A 24087-nucleotide genomic window follows, 5' to 3' on the forward strand; every position below is an offset into this window, starting at 1 on the left:
CGGGGAGGTTTTCTTGCGACTGGCCACTTTCGGCCCCTCAGCGAACGCGGGGAGGAAAGCGCAGGATTATTGCATTGCAGGGGATCGCGCGCACCGGGGCTTCGGCCGCGCCGGTGCCGGCCGCGCGAGAACGCGCGGTTTCGTAATTTTATCGGAGCAAATAAAACGGGCCCGGACGCGCGCGCCGCGCGGATCCGGGCCCGCGACCGGGCTCAGCGCTCGGCGAGGTCGAACTCGGCGGAGACCGAAGCGCTGTACTTGATCTCGCCGCCGGCGAAACCGATCTGCTCGTTGCCGCTGGCGTCGGCCATCGGCGCGGCGGCGACGCGCATCTCCGCCTTGTACATCACCGGCATCGGCCGTACCTCGTCGTTGGCGCGGACGCTGCGTACGGCGCCGAGCTTCACGCCGAGCGTGTCGGCGAGCAGCTTGGCGCGGGCCTGGGCGTCCTGCGCCGCCTTGGCGAGCGCCTGGCGCTGCAGTTCGTCGCTGCGGCTCGATTCGAGCTGCGGCGGGCTGACGTGGTTGACGCCGGCCTTGGTCGCGCGCAGCACGTAGTCGCCGAGCTTGTCGAGATCGGTGACGACGACCTCGATCGTGCGCCGCGCGCGGTAGCCGACCAGCTTCTGCTGGTGCAGCTTGTCGTCCCAGACGTACTCCGGGTTGAGGCTGATGCCGGCGGTCGAGATCTGCTCGTCCTTGGCGCCGAGCGCCTTGGCCTCGGCCAGATAGGCGCGGACGATGGCGTTGACCTGCGACTCGGCGGTCTTCAGATCCGGATGCAGCGCGTCGGCGGCCAGGCTCAGACGCGCGCGGTCGGGGGCGACGCTGACCTCGCCCTGGCCGCTGACGGCGACCAGGCGCGGCGGCGGGGCGTCGGCCGCGGACGCGGCGGCGCTGGCGAACAGCAGGGCAGGCAGCAACCAGGCGATCTTCTTCATTGTTCGGGTCTCGCGGTGGGATCAAACGCGCCGATCATAGGCGAGCCGGCCGGCCTGAAGCTGAACGCGGCGCACGCCGGCAGCAGCGCGCGGCGCGCTGGTTTAAGATCGCCCATCCCGTTTTTTGTCGCGCCGCCGGGCGCGATCCTGACCCATCCATGAGCGCCTTCCACGAACCCGTCACCCTGACCCGTGACGTCATCGGCATCCTGATCCCGCAGGGGACCAAGGTCGAGCTGCCGGAGGGCGCGCGCGCGCAGATCACGCAGGCGCTCGGCGGCAGCTTCACCGTGCAGGTCGAGGGGCACTTGTTCCGCCTCGAGGGCAAGGACGCCGATGCCATCGGCCAGGAAGTGGTGCGCGCGCCGGAGATCGCCGCCGACGCCAGCGACGAGGAAATCGAGCAGGCGGTCTGGGCGCAGCTGAAGACCTGCTACGACCCCGAGATCCCGGTCGATATCGTCGAGCTGGGCCTGGTCTACGAGTGCAAGGTCGAGACCCTCGAACCCGGTCGCCGCCGCGCGCGCGTGCGCATGACGCTGACCGCGCCGGGCTGCGGCATGGGCGATATCCTGGTCGCCGACGTCAAGAGCAAGATCGAGCAGATCCCGACGATCGCCGAGACCGACGTCGAGCTGGTCTTCGATCCGCCTTGGAACCAGTCGATGATGTCGGAAGCGGCCAGGCTCGCGACCGGCATGTACTGACCGGCAAAGGAGCAGGGCGATGTCGGACACCGTGACCCGAGGCATCCGTATCATCGTGCAGCCGCGCTTCGTCGCCGAGCAGTCGGACCCCGACCGCAGCCAGTACCTGTTCGCGTACCACATCACGATCCGCAACGAAGGCGAGCAGACCGTGCAGCTGCTGTCGCGGCACTGGGTCATCACCGACGGCGAGGGCCATGTCGAGGACGTGCGCGGTCCCGGCGTGGTCGGCTACCAGCCGGTGCTCGCGCCGGGCGAGGAGTTCCAGTACACGAGCGGCTGTCCGCTGACGACGCCGGTCGGCACCATGCACGGCGAGTTCAACATGGTGCTGCCCGATACGCGCGAAAGCTTCGATGCGCGCATCAGTCCGTTCCGGCTCGCGGTGCCGACGGCGCTGAACTGAGGCCGCGGCCCGGATCCGCGCGCCGCGCGTGATGCAGCTCGCTCTTGCGGCGCCACGCCTTCTGTAAAGTCACCGCTGTTCTGCGCGGAGGGGCGCAGACATCGCACCGACAACGCGGTCTTTTCAGGGGATTCTTCCATGCGTTCGATGATGCTGGCGCTGCTTGGCGCACTGCTGCTGACGGCTTGCGGAACCCGGCCCTACACACCGGTCCAGTATCCGCTGCGAGACGGCCTGATTTCCAAGTTCAACACGACGGCGCCGGTCCAGGTCATCAACGCCCAGCCGTCGACCGAGCAGACCATCGTCTACTCGTACAGCGGCATGAAGCTCAGTGCGACGCTGAACACGATCACCGAGACCATGGTGCAGCAGACGGCCGGCGAGCTGGCGAAGAACACGCAGAGCAACGGCGTTGCCAAGGCCAAGACGATCGAGCTGAAAGTTGCTTCGCTGCAAAGCCGCTATATCGCGTTCTTCTGGAAGAGCAACATCGTCTACGAAGCCAGGCTCGGCAACGGCGCGCTCATCGAGAAGACCGTTCCGCATTCGAGCGGCGATCTGTTCCAGGACCTCAACGGCTGCATCGCTGAAGGCGTCATGAATCTGCTCAACGACGAGAAGGTTCGCGCCTATCTGGCATCGTAGGCGAGCCGCCCGCTGCCTTGCCGCGAAGGCCGCGAGCGCCGCTGCTGCGACGGCACGGGTGCGCCGGGCGGGCATCGTCGCGGTGACGCCGACCCGCCCGACGGACGACGCGCTACGAATGGCGCCGCGCGCGGTGCATCCGCCAGGCCTGCCGATACTCGTCGGCGAGATAGCGCCAGAACGCGCCGAACACGCCGAGCTTCAGATTCGGGCCGAGACCGTCGGCGAGCCGGTACAGCTGCAGGTAGTACCAGCCCTGCTGGCCGAAGACGTTGATCAGGCGGAACAGGAAGATCTTGGTCGTCGGTCCGAGGATGCCGGGGCCCAGCTGCATGCGCTTCTCGTAGCGCGGCAGCGCGTCGATCTGCCGCGCGAGCAGGCGCTTCGGCAGATCCGGCTCGCCGCACAGCGGACGGCCGAGGCCGACCACGTCGACCGCGCCGCCGAGCGCTTCCTCGATGCCGGCGCGCGTGCGAAACCCGCCAGTCACCATCAGCGGCATCGTCGCGATCCGGCGCACGTCGGCGGCGTAGTCGAGGAAGTAGGCCTCGCGCTGGCGCGTGCTCGCGCGCTGCGGCGTGGCGTCGGCGTCCTTGCCGGCATAGCCGAGCAGGCGCGGCTGTTCATAGGTGCCGCCGGACAGCTCCAGCAGGTCGAGCTGTTCGTCGTTGAGCCAGCGCACCACCTGCAGGCAGTCTTCGTGCGTGAAGCCGCCCTTGCGGAAGTCGTCGGAGTTGAGCTTGACCGAGACCGGGAAGTCGGCGCCGACGGCCTTGCGCGTCGCGCGGATCGTTTCGATCAGCATGCGCGCGCGGTTCTCGAGCGAACCGCCCCAGGCGTCCGTGCGCCGGTTCGTCGCCGGTGACAGGAACGAACTCAGCAGATAGCCGTGCGCGGCGTGGATCTGCACGCCGGTGAAGCCGGTCTCGCGCGCGGTGGCGGCGACGCGCGCGTAGCGCTGGATGAAGTCGAGGATCTCTTCCTCGCGCAGCGCGCGGGGTTTGGCGTAGTTGGCGAGCAGCTTGAGCTGCACCGGCGACGGCGCCAGCGGCTCGCGCGTCACATACCACGGCGATTGCCGGCCGGCGTGTGAAATCTGCATCCACAGGTGGTTGCCGGCGCTGGTGCCGGCGCGGCTCCAGGCGCGCAGGCGGCGCAGCGTCTCGGCGTCCGGCGGTGCCGGGTCGAGCGCGACATTGGCCGGGCGCTCGAGCACGCGGCGGTCGATCTGCACGTTGCCGGTGATCAGCAGGCCGGCGCCACCCTCGGCCCAGCGCCGGTACAGCGCGACGTGGCGCTCGGTCGGACGCAGCTGCGGATCGGCGAGGCCTTCGGTCATCGCCGCCTTGCACAGGCGGTTCGGCAGGCGAGCGCCGCAGGGCAGCGCCAGCGGCTGCGCGAGCAGGTCGGTCACGGGGTTCTCCTCGGAAGACGGTCGTTTGTTCTGGGCGGCGGTCCGGCATTCGATTGCCGCCGTCCGCGCCTGCGGTTGCCGGCGATTGTAATGGCGCAGATCGCTGCCGTCCGGCGAATCGGCTTCCCGGCGCGGCGCAGGGTACGTGCCGCCGGTCTTCGCCGGAGGCGGGCGTCAGCGCCGCCGTGCCCGGCGGCCGGCGGGCATCGACGGCCGGGGCGGATTCTGCGAGCCGGCCTCGGCTGCCGGGAGCGCCCGCCGCGGGATCACCGCCGGGCGGCATTGAGATGACCGTACGCTGACATTATTCTGACTTCGTCCGGCGTGGACGTTCCGATGGGTCGGTAGAGATGAACAGACAATTGATGGCATTGCTGTCCGGTGCCGCCCTGCTGGCTCTGGCGGCCGTTCCGGCCTATGCGGCGAGCACCGCGGCCGGCGCGGCGCCCGCCCGATCGCAGCAGACGGTCCATCGGGCCGCGCACAAGAAGGCGGCGCACGGCAAAGCGGCGGCGCCTTCGTCCGCGCGTCACGCCCGCAGCGCGCACCACGCCAAGGCGGCCCGTCACGCGAAGCCGGCGCCGCATCGCACGGCCAAGGTTGTGCAGCGCAAACCGGGCGCCGCGGCCCGCTAGAGGCCTGTCAGCAGGCCCTCGGCGGATCGCGCCGGCGCTTCAACGCGCCATCGCTTCGGCGACGAGTTCGTGCGAGCGCAGCCGCGCGGCGTGATCGTAGAGATTGCAGACGATCATGATCTCGTCGGCGCGCGTCTCGTCGGCCAGCGCCAGCAGGCGCTCGCGCACCTGCGCCGGCGTGCCGACGATCGTGCGCTCGCGCCATTCGCGCAGCGCCGCCTGTTCGTACTCGCTGTACGGATAGGCGAGTGCCTCGGCCGGGCTCGGCAGCGGCAGGAACCGGCCGCTCTGGATGCGCAGCCAGGCCAGCTCCATCGTCGACGCGCGCTCGCGGGCGAGATCCTCGCTGTCGGCGCAGACCACGGCGACGCCGAGAATCGCGTGCGGCGTCTTGAAGTGCTCCGACGGCCGGAAGGCTTCGCGGTAGGCGAGCATCGCGGGCGCCGCCGGCGTCGGCGAGAAATGCGCGGCGAAGGCGTAGCCTGAACCGGCCTCGCCGGCCATGCGTGCGCTCGCGCCGCTCGACCCGAGCAGCCACACCGGCGGCAGCGTGACGCCGCCCGGCTCGGCGTGCACGCCGTCCGGATAGCCGGCCTTGCCGCCGCGCGAGCGCGCGATCAGCTCGTTGAGCATTTGCGGGAACAGCTCGCCGCGGCCGGCGCGCAAGGCGCGCGTCACGCCGGGGACCCCGCCGGGCGCGCGGCCGAGGCCGAGGTCGATGCGGCCCGGATAGAGCGCTTCGAGCGTCTGGAACATCTCGGCGACGCGCAGCGGCGGATGGTTCGGCAGCATGATGCCGCCGGAGCCGAGGCGCAGCGTGGTGGTGGCGGCGGCGCTGTGCGCGATCAGCAGCTCCGGCGCCGAGCTGGCGACGCTCGGCATCGCGTGATGCTCCGCGTGCCAGAGGCGCCGGAAGCCCAGGCGCTCGGCGAGCCGGGCGAGGTCGACGGTGCGGCGGATCGAGACGGCGGCGGGCGTGCCGTCGACGACCGGCGCCAGATCAAGGATCGAAAGAGGCAGCGGCATGGGCGCATTGTCCGTCAAGCCGGCGCCTGCGGCGAGCGGCCGGGTCCAGATGCGGCGTCCCGCTGCCGGGACAGTGCGCGACGGACCTGCGCGGCGGCGATCGGGGCCGGCGCCTGACCGCTGCGGGTCGGCGCGCCGACGCTGCGCCGGCGGCGGGCGCCAGCGGCCGTCCCGCTGATTCAAATTTGCCCAGCGCCGGAGTATTCTTTGCGACCATTTTTCGCCAGTTCAGCCACATGGCTGCCCGCACCGCCAGCATCGAACGCAATACCCGCGAGACGCAGATTCGCGTGGAGCTGAACCTCGACGGAACCGGCGCCTCGCGTTTCGCGACCGGCGTGCCGTTCCTCGATCACATGCTGGATCAGGTGGCGCGCCATGGCCTGATCGATCTGGTCGTCGAAGCCAAGGGCGACCGCGACATCGACGATCACCACACGGTCGAGGACATCGGCATCACGCTCGGCCAGGCCTTCGAGCGGGCGCTCGGCGACAAGAAGGGCCTGGTCCGCTACGGCCACAGCTACGTGCCGCTCGACGAGGCGCTGTCGCGCGTCGTCATCGACCTGTCCGGCCGGCCGGGGCTCGAATACTTCGTCGAGTTCCCGCGCGCGCGCATCGGCGAGTTCGACGTCGATCTGTTCCGCGAGTTCTTCCAGGGCTTCGTCAACCACGCCAAGGTCACGCTGCACATCGACAGCCTGCGTGGCCGCAACGCGCACCACATCATCGAAACGGTGTTCAAGGCCTTCGGCCGTGCGCTGCGCGCGGCCGCCAGCCGCGACGAGCGCCTCGGCGACGTCATGCCCTCGACCAAAGGCAGCCTGTAGCCGTGACCTTTTCCTGGCACCCGGCGCGCGTCCGCGCCGCCTGACGCCGCGCCACCGGATCTTCGCAACATGGCAGCGATCGGCATCATCGACTACGGCATGGGCAATCTGCACTCGCTCGGCAAGGCGCTCGAGCGCGTCGCCGGCAACGGCCGTGTCGTCATCAGTTACGACCCCGAGGAGTTGCTCAAGTGCGACCGCCTCGTGCTGCCCGGCGTCGGCGGCGTGCGCGAGTGCATGAAGGAGCTGCAGCGGCTCGAGCTGAACCAGCTCGTGGTCGAGGCGGCGCGCAGCAAGCCGATGCTCGGCATCTGCCTCGGCATGCAGGTGATGCTGGAGTGGAGCGACGAGAACGGCGGCGTGCCGGCGCTCGGCCTGTTCCCCGGCCGCGTCTCGCGGTTCCCGGACCCGCCGGAGGATGGTTCGCCGAACCGTCTCAAGGTGCCGCACATGGGCTGGAACCGCGTGCGCCAGGTGCGCCCGCACCCGATGTGGCAGGGCGTGCCGGACAACGCCTGGTTCTACTTCGTGCACAGCTACCACGCCGTGCCGTCGAATCCGGAGCACGTGCTCGGCGTCACCGACTACGTTCACGAATTCGCCTCGGCGATCGCCCGCGACAACATCGTGGCCTTCCAGTTTCACCCGGAAAAATCGCAGAACCACGGCATGACCCTGCTGGCGAACTTCACGCAGTGGGATCCTGCGTAGGCGCCGGTTCGGGACCGGGCCTGCTGACCCGGGCCTGACGGTGCTTGCCAGCGCTGCGCGGATTCAGGCAGAGTGTCGGCAACGTCAGGGTTTCTCCTTACCGTTTCTTCGTTCATTTACGTTCGGCCAGCACCGCTCGACCGCCCGCAAACGCGTCCCCCGAATAACCGTCCTTCCACCTGACCATACCCGCAGCTCATGCTGTTGATACCCGCGATCGACCTGAAGGGCGGCCAGTGCGTGCGTTTGCGCCAGGGCCGGATGAACGACGCCACCGTGTTCTCGGACGACCCCGCCGCGGTCGCCAAGCGCTGGGCTGACGAAGGCGCCGAGCGCATCCACGTCGTCGACCTCGACGGGGCCTTCAAGGGCTCGCCGGTGAACCTCAAGGTCGTCGAGGAAATCGTCGCCGCGGTCGACGTGCCGGTGCAGATCGGCGGCGGCATCCGCGACGAGGAGACGGTGCAGCGCTATCTGAACAGCGGCGTGCAGTACGTCATCATCGGCACCAAGGCGGTCAACACGCCGCACTTCCTGCACGATCTCTGCCTCGAGTTCCCGCGCCACATCATCGTCAGCCTCGATGCCAAGGACGGACGTGTCGCGCTCAACGGCTGGGCCAAGGTCACCAGCCATGACGTCGTCGAGACCGCCGTGCACTGCGAGCGCGATGGTGTCGAGGCGATCATCTATACCGACATCTCCCGCGACGGCATGATGCAGGGCTTCAACGCCGAGTCGACCAGTGCGCTGGCGCGTGCGCTGAAGACGCCGGTGCTGGCCTCGGGCGGCGTCTCCAGCCTCGACGACATCCGCCGGCTCAAGGAAATCGAGAACGACGGCGTCGCCGGCGCGGTCATCGGCCGCGCGCTGTACGAAGGCGGCCTCGATTTCAAGGAAGCGGTCAGGCTGGCGAAAGGCTGAGACGACGATGTGTGGTCCGGCCGCCCCGGCGCGTTTGCAGCGCCCTGTCCTGAAATCTGCTCCGCCGGCACCGGCGGGGCGCCCGGGCCCGCAGCGAGCGGCGCCCGCTCCGCTCAGCCCCTGACATGCTCGCCAAACGCATCATTCCCTGCCTCGACATCGATCGCGGCCGCGTCGTCAAAGGCATCAAGTTCGAAGACGTGCAGGATGCCGGCGATCCGGTCGAGGTGGCGCGCAAATACGACGCGCAGGGCGCCGACGAGCTGGTGTTCCTCGACATCACCGCTTCCGTCGACGACCGTCCGACGCTGTTCCAGACCGTCGAAGCCGTGGCCCGCGAGATCTACATTCCGCTCACCGTCGGCGGCGGCGTGCGCAACTGCGCCGACGTCCGCGCGCTGCTGTCGGCCGGCGCCGACAAGGTCAGCATCAACACCGCCGCCGTCGACAACCCGGATTTCGTGTCCGAGGCCGGCGAACGCTACGGCGTGCAGTGCATCGTCGTCGCCATCGACGCCAAGCGCGTCAGCAAGAAGAAAGAGGCGCCGCGCTGGGAAGTGTTCACGCACGGCGGCCGCAAGGCGACCGGGCTCGACGCCATCGAATGGGCGCGCAACATCGTCCAGAAGGGCGCCGGCGAGCTGCTGCTGACCAGCATCGACCGCGACGGCACCAAGGGCGGCTACGACCTCGAACTGCTGCGCGCGATCTCCGATGCGGTCAGCGTGCCGGTGATCGCCTCCGGCGGCGTCGGCAACCTCGAACACCTCTACGAAGGTCTCACCACCGGCGGCGCCGACGCGGTGCTGGCGGCGAGCATCTTCCACCAGGGCACCTATACGGTCGGCGAAGCCAAGCAGTTCCTCGCCGCCAAGGGCGTGCTGGTCCGTTCTTGAGCGGACCCGAGTCGGCGTACACTGGCACTCCCGACCCCGAACCTGGAATCGCCGTGTCTTCGCCCGCCGACGTGCTGTCACAACTCTTTGCGACCATCGAGTCGCGCAAGGGGGCCGACCCGAAGGCGTCGTACATCGCCAGCCTGTACGCCAAGGGCGTCGACGGCATCGCCAAGAAGGTCGGCGAGGAAGCGGCCGAGACCATCATCGCCGCGAAGAACGCCGACGATGCCGCGCTCGTCCACGAGCTGGCCGATCTCTGGTTCCACACGCTCGTGCTGCTCGCGCAGCGCGGACTTGCGCTCGAACGGCTCAGCGACGAGCTGGCGCGGCGCTTCGGCACGTCCGGGCACGCCGAGAAAGCGGCGCGTCCCACTGGTTAACGAAAGAGGTATAGGCACATGGGTTCTCTGAGCATCTGGCACTGGCTGATCGTCCTGGGCATCGTCGTGCTGATCTTCGGCACCAAGAAGCTGCGCAACGCCGGCGGCGACCTCGGCTCGGCCGTCAAGAACTTCAAGCAGGCGATGAAGGAAGGCGAGGCCGACGCGCCGAAGACGCCGGAGCAGCTTGCGCAGGGCGGCAAGTCCGGCGCCGAGAGCCGCCAGCACGAAGAAACCAAGAGCTGATCCGGCACCGATCGCGCATCGATGTTCGAAATCGGTTTCTCCGAGCTGCTGGTCTGCTTCCTCGTCGCGCTGGTCGTGCTCGGCCCGGAGAAGCTGCCGAAGGTCGCGCGCACGGTTGGCCGCTGGACCGGCCAGGCCAAGGGCTACCTGCGCAACCTGACCGCCGAACTCGACCGCGAGGCGCAGCTGGGCGAGCTGCGCAAGCAGCTCGAGGACGCCAAGCGCGCGGTGCAGGACGGTGCGCAATCGTTCAAGGAAAGCGTGCACAAGGAAGCCGGCACCCTGCAGACCTCCGTGCAGCAGGAAGTCGATGCGGCGCGCGACGCGGTCCAGACAGCCGCTGACGATCCCGCGGGCAAGAAGCCGTGAGCGAAGAGCAACCCTCGGGCGGCGAACAGCCGCTGATGGCGCACCTGCTGGAGCTGCGCTCGCGGCTGCTGAAGATCGTGCTCGGCGTGCTGGCGATCTTCGTGCCGCTGAGCTTTTTCGCCAAGCAGCTGTACTCGCTGTTCGCGCATCCGCTGCTGGCGCTGCTGCCGCCCGGCAGCTCGATGATCGCCACCGAAGTCGCCTCGCCGTTCTTCACGCCGATCAAGCTCGCCGCCGTCGTCGCCTTCGTGGCGGCCATGCCCTGGGTGCTGTGGCAGGTCTGGGCCTTCGTCGCGCCGGGCCTCTACAAGAGCGAGAAGCGGCTGGTCGCGCCGCTGATGATGTCGAGCACGCTGCTGTTCTACAGCGGCGTCGCCTTCGCCTACTTCCTGGTGCTGCCGACCGTCTTCCATTTCATGGTCAGCGTCGCGCCCGACGGCGTCGCGGTGATGACCGACATCAGCAAGTACCTCGACTTCGTGCTGACGATCTTCGTCGCGTTCGGCTTCGCGTTCGAGACGCCGGTCGCGCTGGTGCTGCTGGTCAAGACCGGCTTCGTCACGCCCAAGCAGCTTGCCGGCAACCGCGAATACGTGATCGTCGGCGCCTTCGTCGTCGGCGCGATCTTTACGCCGCCCGACGTGATCTCGCAGATCATGCTCGCCGTGCCGGTCTATCTGCTCTACGAGGTCGGCATCATTGCCGCGCGCATCATGGTGCCGGGCAGCGCAGAAGTCGACGCGCAGCGCGAGCAGCAGAACGGCTGAAGGGACGGCCCGCCCATGCGCGTGCTGCTCGTCGAGGACAATGCCGACCTGGCTGCGAACGTCGGCGACTATCTCGAAGCGCACCAGCACACCGTCGACTTCGCCTACGACGGACCCAGCGGCCTGGCGGCAGCCGCGAACGGCGCCTTCGACGTCGTCATCCTCGATCGCCTGCTGCCGGGCTTCGACGGCGCGACGCTGTGCCGGCGCCTGCGCGACGAGCACGGGGTGACGACGCCGGTGCTGATGCTGACGGCGCTCGATACCGTGGCGAACCGCGTCGACGGCCTCGCCGCCGGCGCCGACGACTATCTGGTCAAGCCGTTCGCGATGGCCGAGCTCGAGGCGCGTCTGAAAGCCTTGAACCGCCGCGCCAGCGGCAGGATCGCCTCCGGCGCACTGCGCGTCGCCGACCTCGAATACGATCCGCGCACCTGCGAGGCGCGCCGCGCCGGGCAGACGCTGCCGCTCAATCCGTCGACGCGGCGCATCCTGGAGTTCCTGATGCGGCAGACCGACCGCATCGTCACCCGCAAGGAACTCGAATACCTGCTGTGGGGCGACGAGGTGCCCGACGGCGACGTGCTGCGCGCGCACATGCATGCGTTGCGCAACGTGATCGACCGCCCGTTCCCGCGCAAGCTGCTGCATACGCTGCGCGGCACCGGTTACCGGCTGGCCGACCTCGGCGATACGGCCGACGACGGTGACTAGGCGCCGCGCCGGCAGCACGCTGCATCGCCGCCTGGTCGGCGGCCTCGTCGGCCTCTCGCTGCTGATCGCCTCGCTGGCCGCGGTCGGCGTCTGGCTCAGCGACGTCTACATCGAGGATGCCGCGGTGCGCGATCTGATGGAGCGCGAGCTGGCGTTCATGGTCGGCCCGCACGCCCCCGATGCCGCGAGCCGCGCGCACGACACGCTGCGCTTCTTCAACGGCGACGAGGCGCCGGCCGAACTGCGCCGCTACCGCCCCGGCTACTACGAAGACCTGCATTTCGACGGCCGCTCGTTCAATCTGCTGGTGCGCGAGACCGGGCCCGCGGCGTACGCCTACCTGCTCTACGACATCACCTTCGTCGAGACGCGCGAGAACGCGCTGTTCGGTGCCGGCCTCGCCGCACTGGCGCTGGTCGGCGTGCTCAGTTTTTTCGCTTCGCGCTGGCTGGCGCAGCGCGCGCTGGCACCGCTCGACCAGCTGGTCGGGCAGCTCGGCGCGCTCGATCCGGAGCGGCGCGGCGAGCGCATCGCGCTGGCGGTCGACGACAGCGAACTCGCCGTGATCGTCGATGCGCTCAACCGCTACATGCAGGAGCTCGACGCGCTGGTCGAGCGCGAACGGGCGTTCGCCGCCGCCGCCAGTCATGAGCTGCGCACGCCGATCGCGGTGATCCAGGGCGCCGCCGAGACGCTGGCGTTGCAGGGCGAGCAGCCGGCGCTCAAGCGCATCGAGCGTGCGGTGCGCATGGCGCGCCACGAGCTGGACGCGCTGCTGACGCTGTCGCGGCTGCGCGACACGCAGATTTTCGAGGAGCTGTCGCTGGAGCGCTGGCTGCGCGAACTCGCCGAGCCGTACATCGAATCCTCGCCGCAGGTGCGCGTCAGCTGGGACATGCCCGAGGCCGTGCGCATCGCCGCGCCGGCCGGTGCGATCGCGGCGATCTTCACCAACCTGCTGCGCAACGCGCTGCGCGCCTCGCGCGGCGGCACGGTCACCGTGCGCCTGCGCGCCGACCATTTCGCGGTCGAGGACGACGGCCCCGGCATCGCGCCGGCGGCGCTGCCGCGCGTCTTCGAGCCGGGTTTCAGTGCGCACGACGGCGGCACCGGCATGGGGCTCTACATCGCGCAGACGCTGGCACAGCGCTTCGGCTGGACGCTCACGGTCGAGAATCGCGAGGGCGGCGGCGTGCGCGGCACGTTGCGCTTCGCGCCGCGCGCCTGAACGCGGCGGCCGCGCCCGCTTCAGGGCAGCAGTTCGATCGGCGTGCCGACCGCGACGCGGTTCCAGACCTCGTCCATGTCGGCGTTGGCGAGGCCGATGCAGCCGTTGGTCCAGTCGGTGCGCTGCAGGAAGATGCCGAGGCTCGCGTAACCGTTGCGCTGGCCGTGGATCATGATCGCCTCGCCCGGCTTGACGCCGCGCGCCCGCGCGCGGGCCAGGTCGTCGGCGTTCGGGTACGAGATGTGGATGGCTTTGTAGTAATCGCTGTCGGCCTTCTTGGCGTCGAGCACGTAGCGGCCTTCCGGCGTGCGGCCGTCGCCTTGCTGCAGCTTCGGCCCGAGCGGATGCGGGCCGAGCGCGATGCGGTAGCGGGCGATCACCTGGCCGCCGCTGAGCAGATAGAGACGTCGCTCGGATTTGACGACGCGCACCAGGTCGACGATTGGCGTCGATGCCGCGGCCGGCGTCGCGGCCTCGTCGGCGGCGCCGGCCGACACCACGAACAGGCAGGCGGCGAGGACGAGCGCGCGCCGCACGATCAGGCGGCGCGCAGCGCCTGCAGCACGCCGGCGGTCGGCGGGCGCACGCCGCGCCAGATCTCGAAGGCGCTGGCCGCCTGCTCGACCAGCATGCCGAGGCCGTCGGCGACGATCGCCGCCTTCTGCGCCGTTGCCCAGTCGCGGAACGGCGCGAACGCGGCGCCGTACGACAGGTCGTAGCAGGCGCCGCCGTCGGCGAGCAGCTGGCCCGGCAGGCGCGGCATCGCGCCGCTGAGGCCGGCCGAGGTGGCGTTGACGATGAGGTCGTAGCGATCGCCCTTCAGCGCCAGATGCGTGCGCGGCACGACGCTGCCGACCTCCTTGAACTGCTCGGCCAGCGCTTCCGGCTTCCACGGATTGCGGTTGGAGACGACCAGCAGCGCCGGCCGCGCCGCCAGCAGCGGGCCGAGGATGCCGCGCACCGCGCCGCCGGCGCCGACGATCAGCACGCGGCGGCCGGCGACGCCGATGCCCAGGCGCGTCAGATCGCGCCAGAAGCCGTCGCCGTCGGTGTTGTCGCCCTGCCAGCCGCCATCGACGCGCAGCAGTGTGTTGACCGCGCCGGCCTGCTGCGCGCGCTCGCTGACGCCGACGCACAGCTGCGCGACCTCGGTCTTGTGCGGCAGCGTGACATTGAGGCCGCGATAGCCCTCGTCGTGCAGCTGGCGCAGCGCGAACGGCAGCATCTCCGGCTCGACGTCGACTGCGTCGTAGGCGAGATCCTGGCCGGTCTCGCGCGCGAACTGCGCGTGGATCAGCGGCGATTTGCTGTGCGCGATGGGATGGCCGATGACGGCGTAGCGGTCAGTCATGAAGTGAAAAAGGTCAGGACGGTTCAGCGCGCGGCGCCGAAGCAGTGCGCGTGCATGCGCGCGCAGTACGCAACGAGATTCGGATGCGCGGCGACGATGCCCTTGAGCGGCGTGTCGATCGGCGCGTCGTGCAGGTTGCCGAGAAAGCCGTAGGCCGACGCGTCGAGCGTGGTCGGCTGCGCGCCCATGAAGTAGGGCCGCTCGCCGAGCCAGTCGGCGAGCGCCTGCACGTCCTGGGCGGCGCGGCGCAGGATCTCGGCGCGCGGATGGCGGCCGAGCCCGTGGCCCTTCAGCTGGGCGCGCACGCCACGGCGCGCGAGCGGCCCGATCGCGAGCCGCAGCGGTGCCGGCAGCGCCGCGAACAGCACGCGGCGCGTCTGCGCCCATCCGCCGTCGTCGATCCAGCGGAAATGCAGCAGCGCCCAGTACAGGTGTTCGTTGATGAGGCGCTCGAAGGCGCGCGCCGCGGCGCGCTGGCGCGCATCGAGTCCAGCGTCGAGATCCTTGCCGTACTTGGCGGCGAGCCGCTCGATGATGCTGTGCGAGTCGGCGATGATCTCGCCGTCGTCCTTGACGACCGGCAGCTTGCCGAGCGGGCCGTTCGGCATCCTCTGCACGGCGACGCGGTAGTCGAGGCCGGCAAGCCGCAGCCAGGTCTCGACCTTCATGCAGAACGGCGACAGGTTCGGCCAGCCGGCCGGCGACGCGTACTGGTGCAGTTCGATCGTCATCGGCGCGGCGTCCCTGGCGCGGAGCGGCGGCGGATCAGGCGTTCAGCCACTGCGCGGCGCGCCTGGCGAAGTAGGTGAGGATCATGTCGGCGCCGGCGCGGCGGAAGCACAGCAGCGCTTCGAGCACGGCCTTCTTCTCGTCGAGCCAGCCGCGCTCGATCGCGCCCTGCAGCATCGCGTACTCGCCGCTGACCTGGTAGGCCGCGGTCGGCACCTTGAACTCGTCTTTCACGCGGCGAACGATGTCCAGGTACGGCATGCCCGGCTTGACCATCACCATGTCGGCGCCCTCGGCGAGATCGAGCGCGACTTCGCGCAGCGCCTCGTCGGTGTTGGCCGGGTCCATCTGGTAGGTCTCCTTGCCGCCCTTGCCCAGATTGCTGCCGGAGCCGAGCGCGTCGCGGAACGGGCCGTAGAACGCCGAGGCGTACTTGGCCGCGTACGACATGATCAGGGTGTTCTTCTGGCCGTCGCGCTCCAGCACGTCGCGGATGTGGCCGATGCGGCCGTCCATCATGTCGCTCGGCGCGACGATATCGACGCCGGCGCGCGCGTACAGCAGCGCCTGGCGGCGCAGGATCTCGCAGCTGGCGTCGTTGTCGACGTAGCCGTGCGCGTCGAGCACGCCGTCCTGGCCGTGGCTGGTGTACGGGTCGAGGGCGACGTCGGCGAGCACGCCGATGCCCGGCACGGCGCGCTTGATCGCCTTGATCGAGCGCACCATCAGGCTGTCCGGATTCAGTGCTTCCTCGCCGCCCGGCGTCTTGCGCTCCGGCGGCGTCACCGGGAACAGCGCCACGCAGCCGACGCCGAGCGCCAGCAGCGCCTCGCATTCGCGGACCAGTTCCTCGAGGTCGAGGCGGACCACGCCCGGCATCGACGCGACCGGCCCCTTCAGCGCGCCTTCGGCGACGAACAGCGGCTGGATCAGCTGGCCCGGCACCAGCCGGGTCTCGCGGACCATGTCGCGGACGAAGGAAGCCTGGCGCGTGCGGCGCAGGCGCGTACGGGGGTAGGAACCGAGGGTCACGGGTGCGTCCGGCGACGGAGAGGGAGCCGGAATTATAGACCTCGCCTGCGCGCCGCCGCCCCGTCGGCCGACCTCAGCAAAACCTCACGAAACACGCATCGCCGCCTCAAGCGCCGGCCGGCGCGCCGGCCTAGGGTGCAGAGGCGGACCGCGTCGGTCCGCGCGTTCGTGCACGGGACGTTCCCGGGGGAGATTTTCATGTCGCATTCTTCACAGCCGCGGCGCCGGATGCGCCTCGCCGCGATCGCCGCGGTGGCGGCGGCGATGGCCGCGCCGGCCGCGGCCGGTCTGTTCGACCGCCTGATCGGGCCGGCCACGGTGCAGTTCACGAGCGGCGGCGCCGCACTCGCCGAAGGCGGCACCGCGACGCTGACGGTGCGCCTGTCGCGGCCGGCGCTCGGCAGCGTCACGGTGCCGCTCACGGCCGGCGGCGAGGCCCTGGCCGGGCGCGACTATCAGGCTTCGCTGCCTGCCTCGCTGCGCTTTCGTCCGCTCGAGACCTCGCGGACGATCGTCGTGCAGACGCTCGACGACGCCGACGTCGAGTCCGCCGAGACGCTGACGCTGACGCTCGGCACGCCGAGCGGCGCGCGGCTCGGTTCGCCGGCGCAGTACCGGCTGCGGATCGACGACAACGACGTCGCCACGCTGCCGACGCTCGCGTTCGCCGGCGCCGCGGCGAGCGGCAGCGAGGCGCAGGCCAGCCAGATCGAGATCGTGCTGTCGGCGCCCAGCGTGCAGGCGGTCACGGTCGAGCTGGCGATCGCCGGCACGGCCAGCGCCGGCGCCGACTACACGCTCGCGCCGGCCGGCACGCTGCGCTTCGAGCCCGGCCAGACGCGCCGCGCGCTGACCATCACGCCGGTCGACGACAGCGCGGTGGAGAGCGCCGAGACCGTGGTGCTGACGCTGCGCAATCCGGCCAACGCCACGCTCGGTGCCACGTCCGTGCATACGCGCACGATCCTCGACAACGACGCGCCGCCGAGCGCCGGCAAGTGGGTCAGCGGCTATTACGTCGGCTACGCGCGCGGCCTGTATCCGCCGGAGGTGGTCGACTACTCGGCGCTGACGCATCTGATGCTCGGCCGCATCACGCCGCGCGCCGACGGCACGCTGAACAAGCACTTCGACATCGACGACGTCGAGGGGCCGGCCTGGGCGCACGACGTGGTGACGCGCGCGCACGCCGCCGGCAAGAAGGTGATCGTCATGCTCGGCGGCGACGGCGCGCACGACGAGTTCGTGGCGGCGGCGTCGGACGCCAACCGCGCGCGCTTCGTGCAGAACCTCGTCGCGCTCGCTGCCGAGTTCGGCTTCGACGGCTTCGATCTCGACTGGGAGCCGATCGTCGTCGATCCGGGCAACGGCATCGACGAGCGCGTCGACTTCCGCAAGCTCGCCGAAGCCCTGCGCGCGGCCGCGCCGGACAAGCTGCTGACGGTGCCGATCGGCTGGATCAACAACAACTTCGCCAGCGAGGAGGCGGACCCGTTCTGGGGCCAGGTGGCGCCGCTGTTCGACCAGATCAACATCATGAGCTACGGCATGGCGTCCGGCTTCTGGAACTGGGAGAGCTGGCATTCCTCGGCGCTGTACGGCGAGACCGGCATGGCACCGAGCTCGATCGCCTCGACGGTGCGCGCCTGGCGCGAGATCGGCGGCATTCCGGCCGCCAAGCTCGGCATCGGCATCGGTTTCTATGGCTCCTGCTGGCGCTACGTGACCGAGCCGCACCAGATCGCGGTTTCGACGCCCGGCGGCCTGCCGGTCAACGGCGCCGACGACAACCAGATGAGCTACACCAACATCATGACGCTGTACTACCCGCAGGCCACGCCGCGGCGCGACCTGACGGCGATGGTGCCGTACCTGACGACCGGCGATCCGAACAGCGGCGTCGGTCCGCAGCAATGCACGTTCATGTCCTACGACGACGCCTGGTCGATCGGCGAGAAGGCCAAGTTCGTCAAGGACAACGGCCTCGGCGGCACGATCGTCTGGACCATCAACCAGGGCTATCTGCCGAACGCGCCGGCCGGTCAGCGCGATCCGCTGATGCAGGCGCTCAAGGACGGCTTCCTGGCGCCGTGACGCGGCTTGCGGCAGGACGGGGCGGGCGCGGCTTCCGCTACACTGCGGCCACGCCCGCCCCACCGTCCCCATGACCGACGCCGTTCTGCTGGCTCGCCTGCTCGCCGAAACGGCCGCCGGCGACGTGCGTGCGTTCCGCCAGCTCTACGACGCCAGCAGCGCGCATCTGTTCGGCGTGCTGCTGCGTATTCTGGAGCGACGTGACTGGGCGGAAGAAGCCTTGCAAGACTGTTATCTGCGCGTGTGGCAGAAGGCGGAGACCTACGCCCCCGACAAGGGCGCGCCGCTGACCTGGCTGCAGACCATCGCGCGCTACCGCGCGCTGGACCTGCTGCGCGCCCGGCGCCCGGAAGTCGGCATGCCGGACGAGGAGGATGCGCCGCCGCTGACCTTCGCCGACGGCGACGCCGTCGATCCGGAAGCGCGCGCCGTCGAGCACGAGGGCCTCGGCCAGCTCGCCGGTTGCATGGAGGCGCTCGCCCCGGAGCAGCGCCGCAGCGTGCTGCTCGCGTACTACGAAGGCTATACGCACGCCGAGCTGGCGCGCGTGCTCAAGGCACCGCTCGGCACCGTCAAGAGCTGGGTGCGGCGCGGCCTGCTGCTGCTGCGGGAGTGCCTTGAGGCATGAAGTACGACGACGCCCGCCTGCGCCAGATCCTCGCCGCCGAATACGTGCTCGGCACGCTGCGCGGCGCCGCGCGGCGCCGTTTCGAGCGCCTGCTGCCGTCGCGCGCCGAGCTGTGCGCCGAAGTCCGCTTCTGGGAGACGCGGTTCGCGCCGCTGCTCGCCGACACCGCGCCGCGGCCGCCGCGGGCGATCGTCTGGGCCGAGATCGAGCGGCGCATCGCCGCCGACGCCGCCCGCGTCACGCCGCTTGCCGGCGGTGCCGGCAATGGCGGCGGCGCGCGGCGCGGACCGCCGCTGTGGTTCTGGCAGGGCTGGGCGGTCGCCGCCAGCGCTGCCGTGGTGGTGCTGTCGCTGCAGCTCTACCGCTACCGCGGCGAGGCGCCGGCCGGGCCGCCGCCGGCCGTCGTCGCCGGCAAGCCGCCGCTGGTGTCGATGCTGCCGGTGCAGAACGGTGCCGCCGTGTGGATGGTGTCGCTGTATCCGCAGAAGGGTGAGATCAGCGTCATCGCGCGCGGCGATTTCGGTGTCGACGCGCAGCGCGAGAGCCTGGAGCTGTGGCTCATCGGCGACGACGGCAAGCCGCGTTCGCTCGGCCTGTTGCCGCTCACCGGCCGCGGCCGGATGCCGATGCCGGCCGGCCTGCAGATGCCGGAGCGGCCGATGCTCGCCGTCAGCCGCGAGCCCTACGGCGGTTCGCCGAGCGGCCAGCCGAGCGGGCCGGTCGTCAGCAGCGCGCCGGTCGTTGCGCTCTGAGCGCGACGCCGCTGGCGTGAGCCGGCTTCAGTTGCGCTGCTCGGCCGGTTCCGGTTCGGCGGCGACGCGGGCGTGGCCGCTGACGTTGTTGCCGGCGTCGGCGGCGAGGCGGCGGAAGCCGAGTGCGGCGGACGCGGTCAGCAGCGCGACGGCGAGAAAGGCGTAGCGGAAGTCGATCGCCTCGAGCGCGGTGCCGGCGCGCAGCGCCAGGCTGCTGTTGAGCAGCTGCGAGCCGACGCCGACGCCGAGGCTCAGCGCCAGCTGCTGCGCGGTGCTGGAGACGCTGGTCGCCTGGCTCATGCGTGCTTCCGGCACGTCGGCGAAACCGAGCGTGTTCAGGCAGGTGAATTCGAGCGAGCGGAAGAAGCCGTAGGCGAGCAGCCAGGCCATGATCAGGCCGCGCGGCGTGGCTTCGCCGAACAGGCCGCAGCCGACCAGGAACACGGCGCTGAGCAGGGCGTTGCCGATCAGCAGCGGCCGGAAGCCGAAGCGGCGCACGACGCGCGGCGCGGTCGCCTTCATCACCAGCGCGCCGACCGCCGAGACGAACGTGGTCGCGCCCGAGGCCGCCGCCGAGAAGCCGAAGCCGAGCTGCAGCATCAGCGGCATCAGCAGCGTGTAGGCGCCGATGCCGGCGCGGTAGACGGTGCCGCCGCCGACCGAGACGCGGAACGTCGGGATCTTCAGCAGGCCGAGATCGAGGATCGTGCCGCGCCGGCCGCGCGCATAGGCGACGTAGGCGGCGAGCAGCGCGGCGCCGGCCAGCAGCATCGCCGCGACCGCGCCGTTGTCGAGCACCTGCTTGCCGAGCTGTTCGAAGCCCGACACCAGCAGCGCCAGACCGCTGCCGAGCAGCAGCCAGCCGCGCCAGTCGAGCGGGCCCGTGGCGGCGCCGGGAATGTCGTCGATGTAGCGCGTCACCAGCCAGAAGCCGACGAGGCCGATCGGCAGGTTGACGAAGAAGATCCAGCGCCACGAGGCGTAGGTGACGATGAAGCCGCCGAGCGGCGGGCCGAGCACCGGGCCGAGCAGCGCCGGGATCGTCAGCCAGGACATCGCCGCGACCAGCTCGCTTTTCGGCGTCTTGCGCAGCAGCACGAGACGGCCGACCGGCACCATCATCGCGCCGCCGAGACCCTGGATGACGCGCGCGATGACCAGCCCGGCCACCGAATGCGACAGCCCGCAGAGCGCCGAGCCGAGCGTGAACAGCAGGATCGCGTAGCGGAACACGCGCTTGGCGCCGTAGCGGTCGGCGATCCAGCCGGACAGCGGGATGAACACCGCCAGGCTGAGCAGGTAGGCGGTGATCGCCAGGCTCAGATGCAGCGGGTCCTCGTGCAGCGCGCCGGCGATCTGCGGCAGCGCGGTGGCGATGATCGTCGAGTCCAGGTTCTCCATGAACAGCGCGCTGGCGATGATCAGCGGCACCACGCGGATGCCGGAACGCGGCGCGGCGGCGGAGTCGGTGGGCGGCATGGGTCGGATCGGCGTGGACGACGGGTTAAAGTTCGACATTATCGGGCGCCGGCGCGCCGCAGGGAGGGGGAACGATGGGGCTTCTGCTGGCGATCGACCAGGGTACGACGAGCACGCGCGCGATCGTGTTCGACGCCGACGGCGTCAAGCGCGGCGTCGCGCAGCGCGAGCTGCCGCAGGCCTATCCGCAGGCGGCGCCCGGCGTCGACACGCCGGTCAAGACGGTGATGGTCGAGCACGATGCGCAGCGCATCTGGGACGACACCGTGGCCTGCGTGCGCGAGGCGCTCGCCGCGGCGCGCACCGAGGCGCGCGCCATCGCCGCGCTCGGCATCACCAACCAGCGCGAGACGACGGTGATCTGGGATCGCAAGACGGGGGCGCCGATCCATCCGGCGATCGTCTGGCAGGACCGCCGCACCGCCGCCTTCTGCCAGCAGCATCAGGATCGCAACGACTGGATCGGCGCCCGGACCGGCCTGATCGTCGACCCGTACTTCTCGGCGACCAAGATCGCCTGGCTGCTCGAACACGTGCCCGGCGCGCGCGCCCGCGCCGAGCGCGGCGAGCTGGCCTTCGGCACGATCGACAGCTGGCTTCTGTGGAAACTCACGAACGGTCGCGTGCATGCGACCGACGCCAGCAATGCCTCGCGCACGGCCCTGTTCAACATCGTCACGCAGCAGTGGGACGACGAACTGCTCGACTTCTTCGACGTGCCGCGCGCGCTGTTGCCGGAAGTGCGCGACAGCGCCGCCGACTACGGCGCGACCGAGGCGGCGCTGTTCGGCGCGCCGATCCGCATCGGCGGCATCGCCGGCGACCAGCAGGCGGCGACCATCGGCCAGGCCTGTTTCGCGCCGGGCATGAGCAAGTCGACCTACGGCACCGGCTGCTTTCTGGTGCTGAACACCGGCCGCGAGTTCAAGCGTTCGAAGAACCGCCTGCTGTCGACCGTCGCCTATCGCCTGAACGGCGAGACGACCTACGCGCTCGAAGGCAGCATCTTCGTCGCCGGCGCCGCCGTGCAGTGGCTGCGCGACGCCATGCACCTGATCCGCGCCGCCGGCGAGACCGAGCCGCTCGCCAAGTCGATACCCGACACCAACGGCGTCTATCTGGTGCCGGCCTTCACCGGCCTCGGTGCGCCGTACTGGGACCCGGAGGCGCGCGGTGCGATCTTCGGCCTGACCCGCGACTCCGGCATCGCCCACATCGTGCGCGCGGCGCTCGAATCGGTCGCCTACCAGACGCGCGATCTGCTGCAGGCGATGGCCGCCGACGCCGTCGCCCCGACCGAGCTGCGCGTCGACGGCGGCATGGTCGTCAACGACTGGCTGACGCAGTGCCTCGCCGACCTGCTGCAGATTCCCGTCGTGCGGCCGCAGACGGTCGAGACCACGGCGCTCGGCGCCGCCTTCCTCGCCGGCCTCACCGCCGGCGTCTACCGCTCGCTCGACGACATCGCCGCGCGCTGGACGGCGCAGGCGCGCTTCGTGCCGCAGATGCCGGCGGCGCGCGCCGACGCGCTGTACCGCGGCTGGGGCGACGCCGTGCAGCGCGTGCGGCGCGCCTGAGGCTCAGTCCGCTTCGCCGCCGCTGATCTCCTGCGCGGCGCGTTCGATGATGGCGCTGACGCGCTCGGCTTCCGCGTCGGTCCAGCCGCCGCGGCGGAACATCAGCGCCGTCTTCAGCGTGTGCATCGCCTGATGCACGGCTTCCGGCGCGCGGCCGCCGCCCATCATGCGCGCGACCATCGCCATGCGGTTCAGCGCGCCATCGACCGCCGCGCGATTGGCATCGAGGAAGGCGCGGCCTTCGTCGGTGATCTCGAACAGCTTCTTGCTGCCGTCCTCGGCCTGGCCACGAATCTGGCCGAGCTCTTCGAGCAGGGTCAGCGTCGGATAGACGGAGCCGGGGCTCGGCGCGTAGGCGCCGCCGAAGCGCTGCTCGATGTCCTTGATCAGCTCGTAGCCGTGGCGCGGCGCCTCGGCGATCAGCGCCAGCAGCACGAGGCGCAGATCGCCGGCGCCGAACACGCGGCCGCCGCCGCCACCGCCGCGGCCGAAGCCGCCGCGGCCGAAACCGCCGAAACCCTCGCCGGACTCCCGGCCGTGGCGGCCGTGGCCGTGCCGGCCGCGGCCTTCGCCGTGCGCGCAGCATGGCGCCTCGGCGCCGTATGCCGGCGTGTCGAAGGCGGCCCGGCCGCCGTGGAAATGATGTCTGAACATGGGGGACCTCCAGGATCCGTTGCATCGATGTCGGTAACGATATATCGTTTGTAACGAACTTACAACAGCAACGAACCCATGAACACTGCCATGAACGAAGCCCATCGTGCCGCGATCGCGGCGCCGGACGGGCGCCGCCCGCAGCGCGTCCGCCATGCAAGCCGCCTGCGCCGCCTCGAGGTTCGCGCCGTCGAGCGCGTGACCCCGCACCTGTTGCGCGTGACCGTCGGCGGCGACGAACTCGCCGGCTTTTCGAGCCCCGGCTTCGACGATCACGTCAAACTGTTCTTTCCCGCCGAGGACGGCTCGCTGAACCTGCCGACGCCCGGCCCGGACGGCCCGCAGTTCGGCGCCGGGCCGCGCCCGGCGATGCGCGACTACACGCCGCGCCATTACGACGCCGCGGCGCAGACCCTGCAGATCGATTTCGCGCTGCACGAAGCGGGGCCGGCGACGCGCTGGGCCGAGCAGGCGCGGGTCGGTCAGCCGCTGGGCGTCGGCGGTCCGCGCGGCTCCTTTCTCGTGCCGACCGATTTCGACTGGCATCTGCTGATCGGCGACGACACCGCGTTGCCGGCGATCGCGCGCCGGCTCGCCGAACTGCCGGCCGGCGCCCGCGCGATCGTGATCGCCGAGGTCGACGGCGCGGCGGACGAGATCGAACTGCCGGGGCCGGCCGCGCTCGCGCGGCACTGGGTGCACCGGCATGGCGGCGCGCCGGGTGCGATCGAGGCCTTGAGCGCGGCGCTGCGGCAATGTGCCCTGCCGCCGGGCGACGGCTATGCGTGGATCGCGGCCGAGGCCGGCGTCGCCCGGGCGCTGCGCGCGCAATTGCTCGGCGAACGCGGTCTGCCGGCGGCGCGCGTCAAGGCCGCCGCGTACTGGAAGCGCGGTGCCACGGCCGTGCATGAGCGCTACGAGGACTGAACGGCAGCGCCTTGCGCCG

The 24087-nt window shown here is 70.6% G+C and carries 28 protein-coding genes; 19 read left to right on the forward strand and 9 right to left on the reverse strand.

Annotation, left to right across the window (positions count from 1 at the left end):
- Positions 1-212: 212 nt before the first annotated feature.
- Positions 213-941 carry an SIMPL domain-containing protein gene (locus K343_RS0106800; RefSeq protein WP_028007412.1) on the reverse strand — a complete coding sequence of 243 codons (729 nt, stop codon included), beginning with the start codon at positions 939-941 and terminating at the stop codon, positions 213-215.
- A gap of 158 nt (positions 942-1099) precedes the next feature.
- Between K343_RS0106800 and sufT the strand changes: the two genes are divergently transcribed.
- The 3 genes from sufT to K343_RS0106815 all read left to right on the forward strand — a co-directional run bounded on the left by sufT (position 1100) and on the right by K343_RS0106815 (position 2702).
- Positions 1100-1648, forward strand: a complete 549-nt coding sequence (sufT, locus tag K343_RS0106805; RefSeq protein ID WP_020647782.1) for a putative Fe-S cluster assembly protein SufT — start codon at positions 1100-1102, stop codon at positions 1646-1648.
- Positions 1649-1667: 19 nt separating this feature from the next.
- Positions 1668-2054 carry a Co2+/Mg2+ efflux facilitator ApaG/CorD gene (apaG, locus tag K343_RS0106810; RefSeq protein ID WP_028007413.1) on the forward strand — a complete coding sequence of 129 codons (387 nt, stop codon included), beginning with the start codon at positions 1668-1670 and terminating at the stop codon, positions 2052-2054.
- A 138-nt stretch (positions 2055-2192) separates the two neighbouring features.
- Complete coding sequence (locus K343_RS0106815) at positions 2193-2702, forward strand: hypothetical protein (protein ID WP_028007414.1); 510 nt, start codon at positions 2193-2195, stop codon at positions 2700-2702.
- 112 nt (positions 2703-2814) lie between these two features.
- On the opposite strand, the gene K343_RS0106820 is transcribed toward K343_RS0106815, so the two are convergent.
- A complete protein-coding gene (locus K343_RS0106820; protein ID WP_028007415.1) occupies positions 2815-4116 on the reverse strand; it encodes an NADH:flavin oxidoreductase/NADH oxidase family protein in 1302 nt (433 codons plus the stop codon).
- Positions 4117-4481: 365 nt separating this feature from the next.
- On the opposite strand from K343_RS0106820, the gene K343_RS0106825 reads away from it, so the two are divergent.
- Positions 4482-4751, forward strand: a complete 270-nt coding sequence (locus K343_RS0106825; protein ID WP_154662465.1) for a hypothetical protein — start codon at positions 4482-4484, stop codon at positions 4749-4751.
- 39 nt (positions 4752-4790) lie between these two features.
- On the opposite strand, the gene K343_RS0106830 is transcribed toward K343_RS0106825, so the two are convergent.
- A complete protein-coding gene (locus K343_RS0106830) occupies positions 4791-5777 on the reverse strand; it encodes an LLM class flavin-dependent oxidoreductase (protein WP_028007417.1) in 987 nt (328 codons plus the stop codon).
- A 236-nt stretch (positions 5778-6013) separates the two neighbouring features.
- Between K343_RS0106830 and hisB the strand changes: the two genes are divergently transcribed.
- From hisB to K343_RS0106880, 10 genes are all read left to right on the forward strand, one after another.
- On the forward strand, positions 6014-6607 hold the full coding sequence (hisB, locus tag K343_RS0106835; protein WP_028007418.1) for an imidazoleglycerol-phosphate dehydratase HisB: 594 nt from the start codon (positions 6014-6016) through the stop codon (positions 6605-6607).
- A 69-nt stretch (positions 6608-6676) separates the two neighbouring features.
- Complete coding sequence (gene hisH / locus K343_RS0106840; RefSeq protein WP_028007419.1) at positions 6677-7318, forward strand: imidazole glycerol phosphate synthase subunit HisH; 642 nt, start codon at positions 6677-6679, stop codon at positions 7316-7318.
- A gap of 198 nt (positions 7319-7516) precedes the next feature.
- The gene (gene hisA / locus K343_RS0106845) at positions 7517-8242 is read left to right on the forward strand and encodes a 1-(5-phosphoribosyl)-5-[(5-phosphoribosylamino)methylideneamino]imidazole-4-carboxamide isomerase (RefSeq protein ID WP_028007420.1); all 726 of its coding nucleotides are present in this window, start codon (positions 7517-7519) and stop codon (positions 8240-8242) included.
- 125 nt (positions 8243-8367) lie between these two features.
- Positions 8368-9138 carry an imidazole glycerol phosphate synthase subunit HisF gene (hisF, locus tag K343_RS0106850; protein WP_028007421.1) on the forward strand — a complete coding sequence of 257 codons (771 nt, stop codon included), beginning with the start codon at positions 8368-8370 and terminating at the stop codon, positions 9136-9138.
- A 53-nt stretch (positions 9139-9191) separates the two neighbouring features.
- On the forward strand, positions 9192-9521 hold the full coding sequence (locus tag K343_RS0106855; protein ID WP_028007422.1) for a phosphoribosyl-ATP diphosphatase: 330 nt from the start codon (positions 9192-9194) through the stop codon (positions 9519-9521).
- A gap of 18 nt (positions 9522-9539) precedes the next feature.
- Entirely contained in the window at positions 9540-9767 is a 228-nt protein-coding gene (gene tatA / locus K343_RS0106860; RefSeq protein ID WP_028007423.1) for a Sec-independent protein translocase subunit TatA, read from the forward strand.
- A gap of 21 nt (positions 9768-9788) precedes the next feature.
- The gene (gene tatB, locus K343_RS21255) at positions 9789-10136 is read left to right on the forward strand and encodes a Sec-independent protein translocase protein TatB (RefSeq protein ID WP_051278014.1); all 348 of its coding nucleotides are present in this window, start codon (positions 9789-9791) and stop codon (positions 10134-10136) included.
- On the forward strand, positions 10133-10903 hold the full coding sequence (gene tatC, locus K343_RS0106870; RefSeq protein WP_028007424.1) for a twin-arginine translocase subunit TatC: 771 nt from the start codon (positions 10133-10135) through the stop codon (positions 10901-10903). Before tatB ends, tatC begins: the two co-directional genes overlap by 4 nt.
- A gap of 15 nt (positions 10904-10918) precedes the next feature.
- Positions 10919-11617 (forward strand): response regulator transcription factor, encoded by a 699-nt coding sequence (locus K343_RS0106875; protein ID WP_028007425.1) that lies wholly within the window; start codon positions 10919-10921, stop codon positions 11615-11617.
- Positions 11610-12845, forward strand: a complete 1236-nt coding sequence (locus K343_RS0106880) for a sensor histidine kinase (protein ID WP_028007426.1) — start codon at positions 11610-11612, stop codon at positions 12843-12845. The genes K343_RS0106875 and K343_RS0106880 overlap by 8 nt, the downstream gene beginning before the upstream one ends.
- Positions 12846-12865: 20 nt before the next feature.
- On the opposite strand, the gene K343_RS0106885 is transcribed toward K343_RS0106880, so the two are convergent.
- From K343_RS0106885 to hemB, 4 genes are read right to left on the reverse strand one after another with little or no spacing between them, the layout of a single operon-like run.
- Positions 12866-13381, reverse strand: a complete 516-nt coding sequence (locus tag K343_RS0106885; RefSeq protein WP_028007427.1) for a L,D-transpeptidase family protein — start codon at positions 13379-13381, stop codon at positions 12866-12868.
- 2 nt (positions 13382-13383) lie between these two features.
- Positions 13384-14196 carry a shikimate dehydrogenase gene (gene aroE / locus K343_RS0106890; protein ID WP_028007428.1) on the reverse strand — a complete coding sequence of 271 codons (813 nt, stop codon included), beginning with the start codon at positions 14194-14196 and terminating at the stop codon, positions 13384-13386.
- A 23-nt stretch (positions 14197-14219) separates the two neighbouring features.
- A complete protein-coding gene (locus K343_RS0106895) occupies positions 14220-14927 on the reverse strand; it encodes a glutathione S-transferase family protein (protein ID WP_043112216.1) in 708 nt (235 codons plus the stop codon).
- Between the two features lie 34 nt (positions 14928-14961).
- Entirely contained in the window at positions 14962-15957 is a 996-nt protein-coding gene (hemB, locus tag K343_RS0106900) for a porphobilinogen synthase (protein ID WP_028007430.1), read from the reverse strand.
- A 198-nt stretch (positions 15958-16155) separates the two neighbouring features.
- Between hemB and K343_RS0106905 the strand changes: the two genes are divergently transcribed.
- From K343_RS0106905 to K343_RS0106915, 3 genes are all read left to right on the forward strand, one after another.
- A complete protein-coding gene (locus K343_RS0106905; RefSeq protein WP_245585135.1) occupies positions 16156-18051 on the forward strand; it encodes a glycosyl hydrolase family 18 protein in 1896 nt (631 codons plus the stop codon).
- Positions 18052-18121: 70 nt separating this feature from the next.
- Positions 18122-18679: a sigma-70 family RNA polymerase sigma factor gene (locus K343_RS0106910; protein ID WP_028007432.1), complete on the forward strand. Its 558-nt coding sequence runs from the start codon at positions 18122-18124 to the stop codon at positions 18677-18679.
- Positions 18676-19431 (forward strand): anti-sigma factor, encoded by a 756-nt coding sequence (locus K343_RS0106915; protein WP_028007433.1) that lies wholly within the window; start codon positions 18676-18678, stop codon positions 19429-19431. Before K343_RS0106910 ends, K343_RS0106915 begins: the two co-directional genes overlap by 4 nt.
- 27 nt (positions 19432-19458) lie before the next feature.
- Here the strand turns inward: K343_RS0106915 and K343_RS0106920 are convergent, their stop codons facing one another.
- Complete coding sequence (locus K343_RS0106920; RefSeq protein WP_028007434.1) at positions 19459-20910, reverse strand: MDR family MFS transporter; 1452 nt, start codon at positions 20908-20910, stop codon at positions 19459-19461.
- 74 nt (positions 20911-20984) lie between these two features.
- On the opposite strand from K343_RS0106920, the gene glpK reads away from it, so the two are divergent.
- Positions 20985-22487, forward strand: coding sequence for a glycerol kinase GlpK (glpK, locus tag K343_RS0106925; RefSeq protein WP_028007435.1), 1503 nt, complete (start codon positions 20985-20987; stop codon positions 22485-22487).
- A 3-nt stretch (positions 22488-22490) separates the two neighbouring features.
- Here glpK and K343_RS21260 read toward each other — a convergent pair whose 3' ends face one another.
- The gene (locus tag K343_RS21260) at positions 22491-23141 is read right to left on the reverse strand and encodes a PadR family transcriptional regulator (protein ID WP_084615742.1); all 651 of its coding nucleotides are present in this window, start codon (positions 23139-23141) and stop codon (positions 22491-22493) included.
- Between the two features lie 90 nt (positions 23142-23231).
- On the opposite strand from K343_RS21260, the gene K343_RS0106935 reads away from it, so the two are divergent.
- Positions 23232-24068, forward strand: a complete 837-nt coding sequence (locus tag K343_RS0106935) for a siderophore-interacting protein (protein ID WP_043112273.1) — start codon at positions 23232-23234, stop codon at positions 24066-24068.
- Positions 24069-24087: the final 19 nt, after the last annotated feature.

Origin of the sequence: Solimonas flava DSM 18980, from assembly GCF_000426685.1 — a bacterium.
Lineage (GTDB): Bacteria > Pseudomonadota > Gammaproteobacteria > Nevskiales > Nevskiaceae > Solimonas > Solimonas flava.

Coding starts and splice junctions, on each gene's coding strand:
- K343_RS0106800 (WP_028007412.1), bottom strand. CDS start 941: ATGAAGAAGATCGCCTGGTTGCTGCCTGCCCTGCTGTTCGCCAGCGCC.
- sufT (WP_020647782.1), top strand. CDS start 1,100: ATGAGCGCCTTCCACGAACCCGTCACCCTGACCCGTGACGTCATCGGC.
- apaG (WP_028007413.1), top strand. CDS start 1,668: ATGTCGGACACCGTGACCCGAGGCATCCGTATCATCGTGCAGCCGCGC.
- K343_RS0106815 (WP_028007414.1), top strand. CDS start 2,193: ATGCGTTCGATGATGCTGGCGCTGCTTGGCGCACTGCTGCTGACGGCT.
- K343_RS0106825 (WP_154662465.1), top strand. CDS start 4,482: ATGGCATTGCTGTCCGGTGCCGCCCTGCTGGCTCTGGCGGCCGTTCCG.
- K343_RS0106830 (WP_028007417.1), bottom strand. CDS start 5,777: ATGCCGCTGCCTCTTTCGATCCTTGATCTGGCGCCGGTCGTCGACGGC.
- hisB (WP_028007418.1), top strand. CDS start 6,014: ATGGCTGCCCGCACCGCCAGCATCGAACGCAATACCCGCGAGACGCAG.
- hisH (WP_028007419.1), top strand. CDS start 6,677: ATGGCAGCGATCGGCATCATCGACTACGGCATGGGCAATCTGCACTCG.
- hisA (WP_028007420.1), top strand. CDS start 7,517: ATGCTGTTGATACCCGCGATCGACCTGAAGGGCGGCCAGTGCGTGCGT.
- hisF (WP_028007421.1), top strand. CDS start 8,368: ATGCTCGCCAAACGCATCATTCCCTGCCTCGACATCGATCGCGGCCGC.
- tatA (WP_028007423.1), top strand. CDS start 9,540: ATGGGTTCTCTGAGCATCTGGCACTGGCTGATCGTCCTGGGCATCGTC.
- tatB (WP_051278014.1), top strand. CDS start 9,789: ATGTTCGAAATCGGTTTCTCCGAGCTGCTGGTCTGCTTCCTCGTCGCG.
- K343_RS0106875 (WP_028007425.1), top strand. CDS start 10,919: ATGCGCGTGCTGCTCGTCGAGGACAATGCCGACCTGGCTGCGAACGTC.
- aroE (WP_028007428.1), bottom strand. CDS start 14,196: ATGACTGACCGCTACGCCGTCATCGGCCATCCCATCGCGCACAGCAAA.
- K343_RS0106895 (WP_043112216.1), bottom strand. CDS start 14,927: ATGACGATCGAACTGCACCAGTACGCGTCGCCGGCCGGCTGGCCGAAC.
- K343_RS0106905 (WP_245585135.1), top strand. CDS start 16,156: ATGTCGCATTCTTCACAGCCGCGGCGCCGGATGCGCCTCGCCGCGATC.
- K343_RS0106910 (WP_028007432.1), top strand. CDS start 18,122: ATGACCGACGCCGTTCTGCTGGCTCGCCTGCTCGCCGAAACGGCCGCC.
- K343_RS0106915 (WP_028007433.1), top strand. CDS start 18,676: ATGAAGTACGACGACGCCCGCCTGCGCCAGATCCTCGCCGCCGAATAC.
- K343_RS0106920 (WP_028007434.1), bottom strand. CDS start 20,910: ATGCCGCCCACCGACTCCGCCGCCGCGCCGCGTTCCGGCATCCGCGTG.
- glpK (WP_028007435.1), top strand. CDS start 20,985: ATGGGGCTTCTGCTGGCGATCGACCAGGGTACGACGAGCACGCGCGCG.
- K343_RS21260 (WP_084615742.1), bottom strand. CDS start 23,141: ATGTTCAGACATCATTTCCACGGCGGCCGGGCCGCCTTCGACACGCCG.
- K343_RS0106935 (WP_043112273.1), top strand. CDS start 23,232: ATGAACGAAGCCCATCGTGCCGCGATCGCGGCGCCGGACGGGCGCCGC.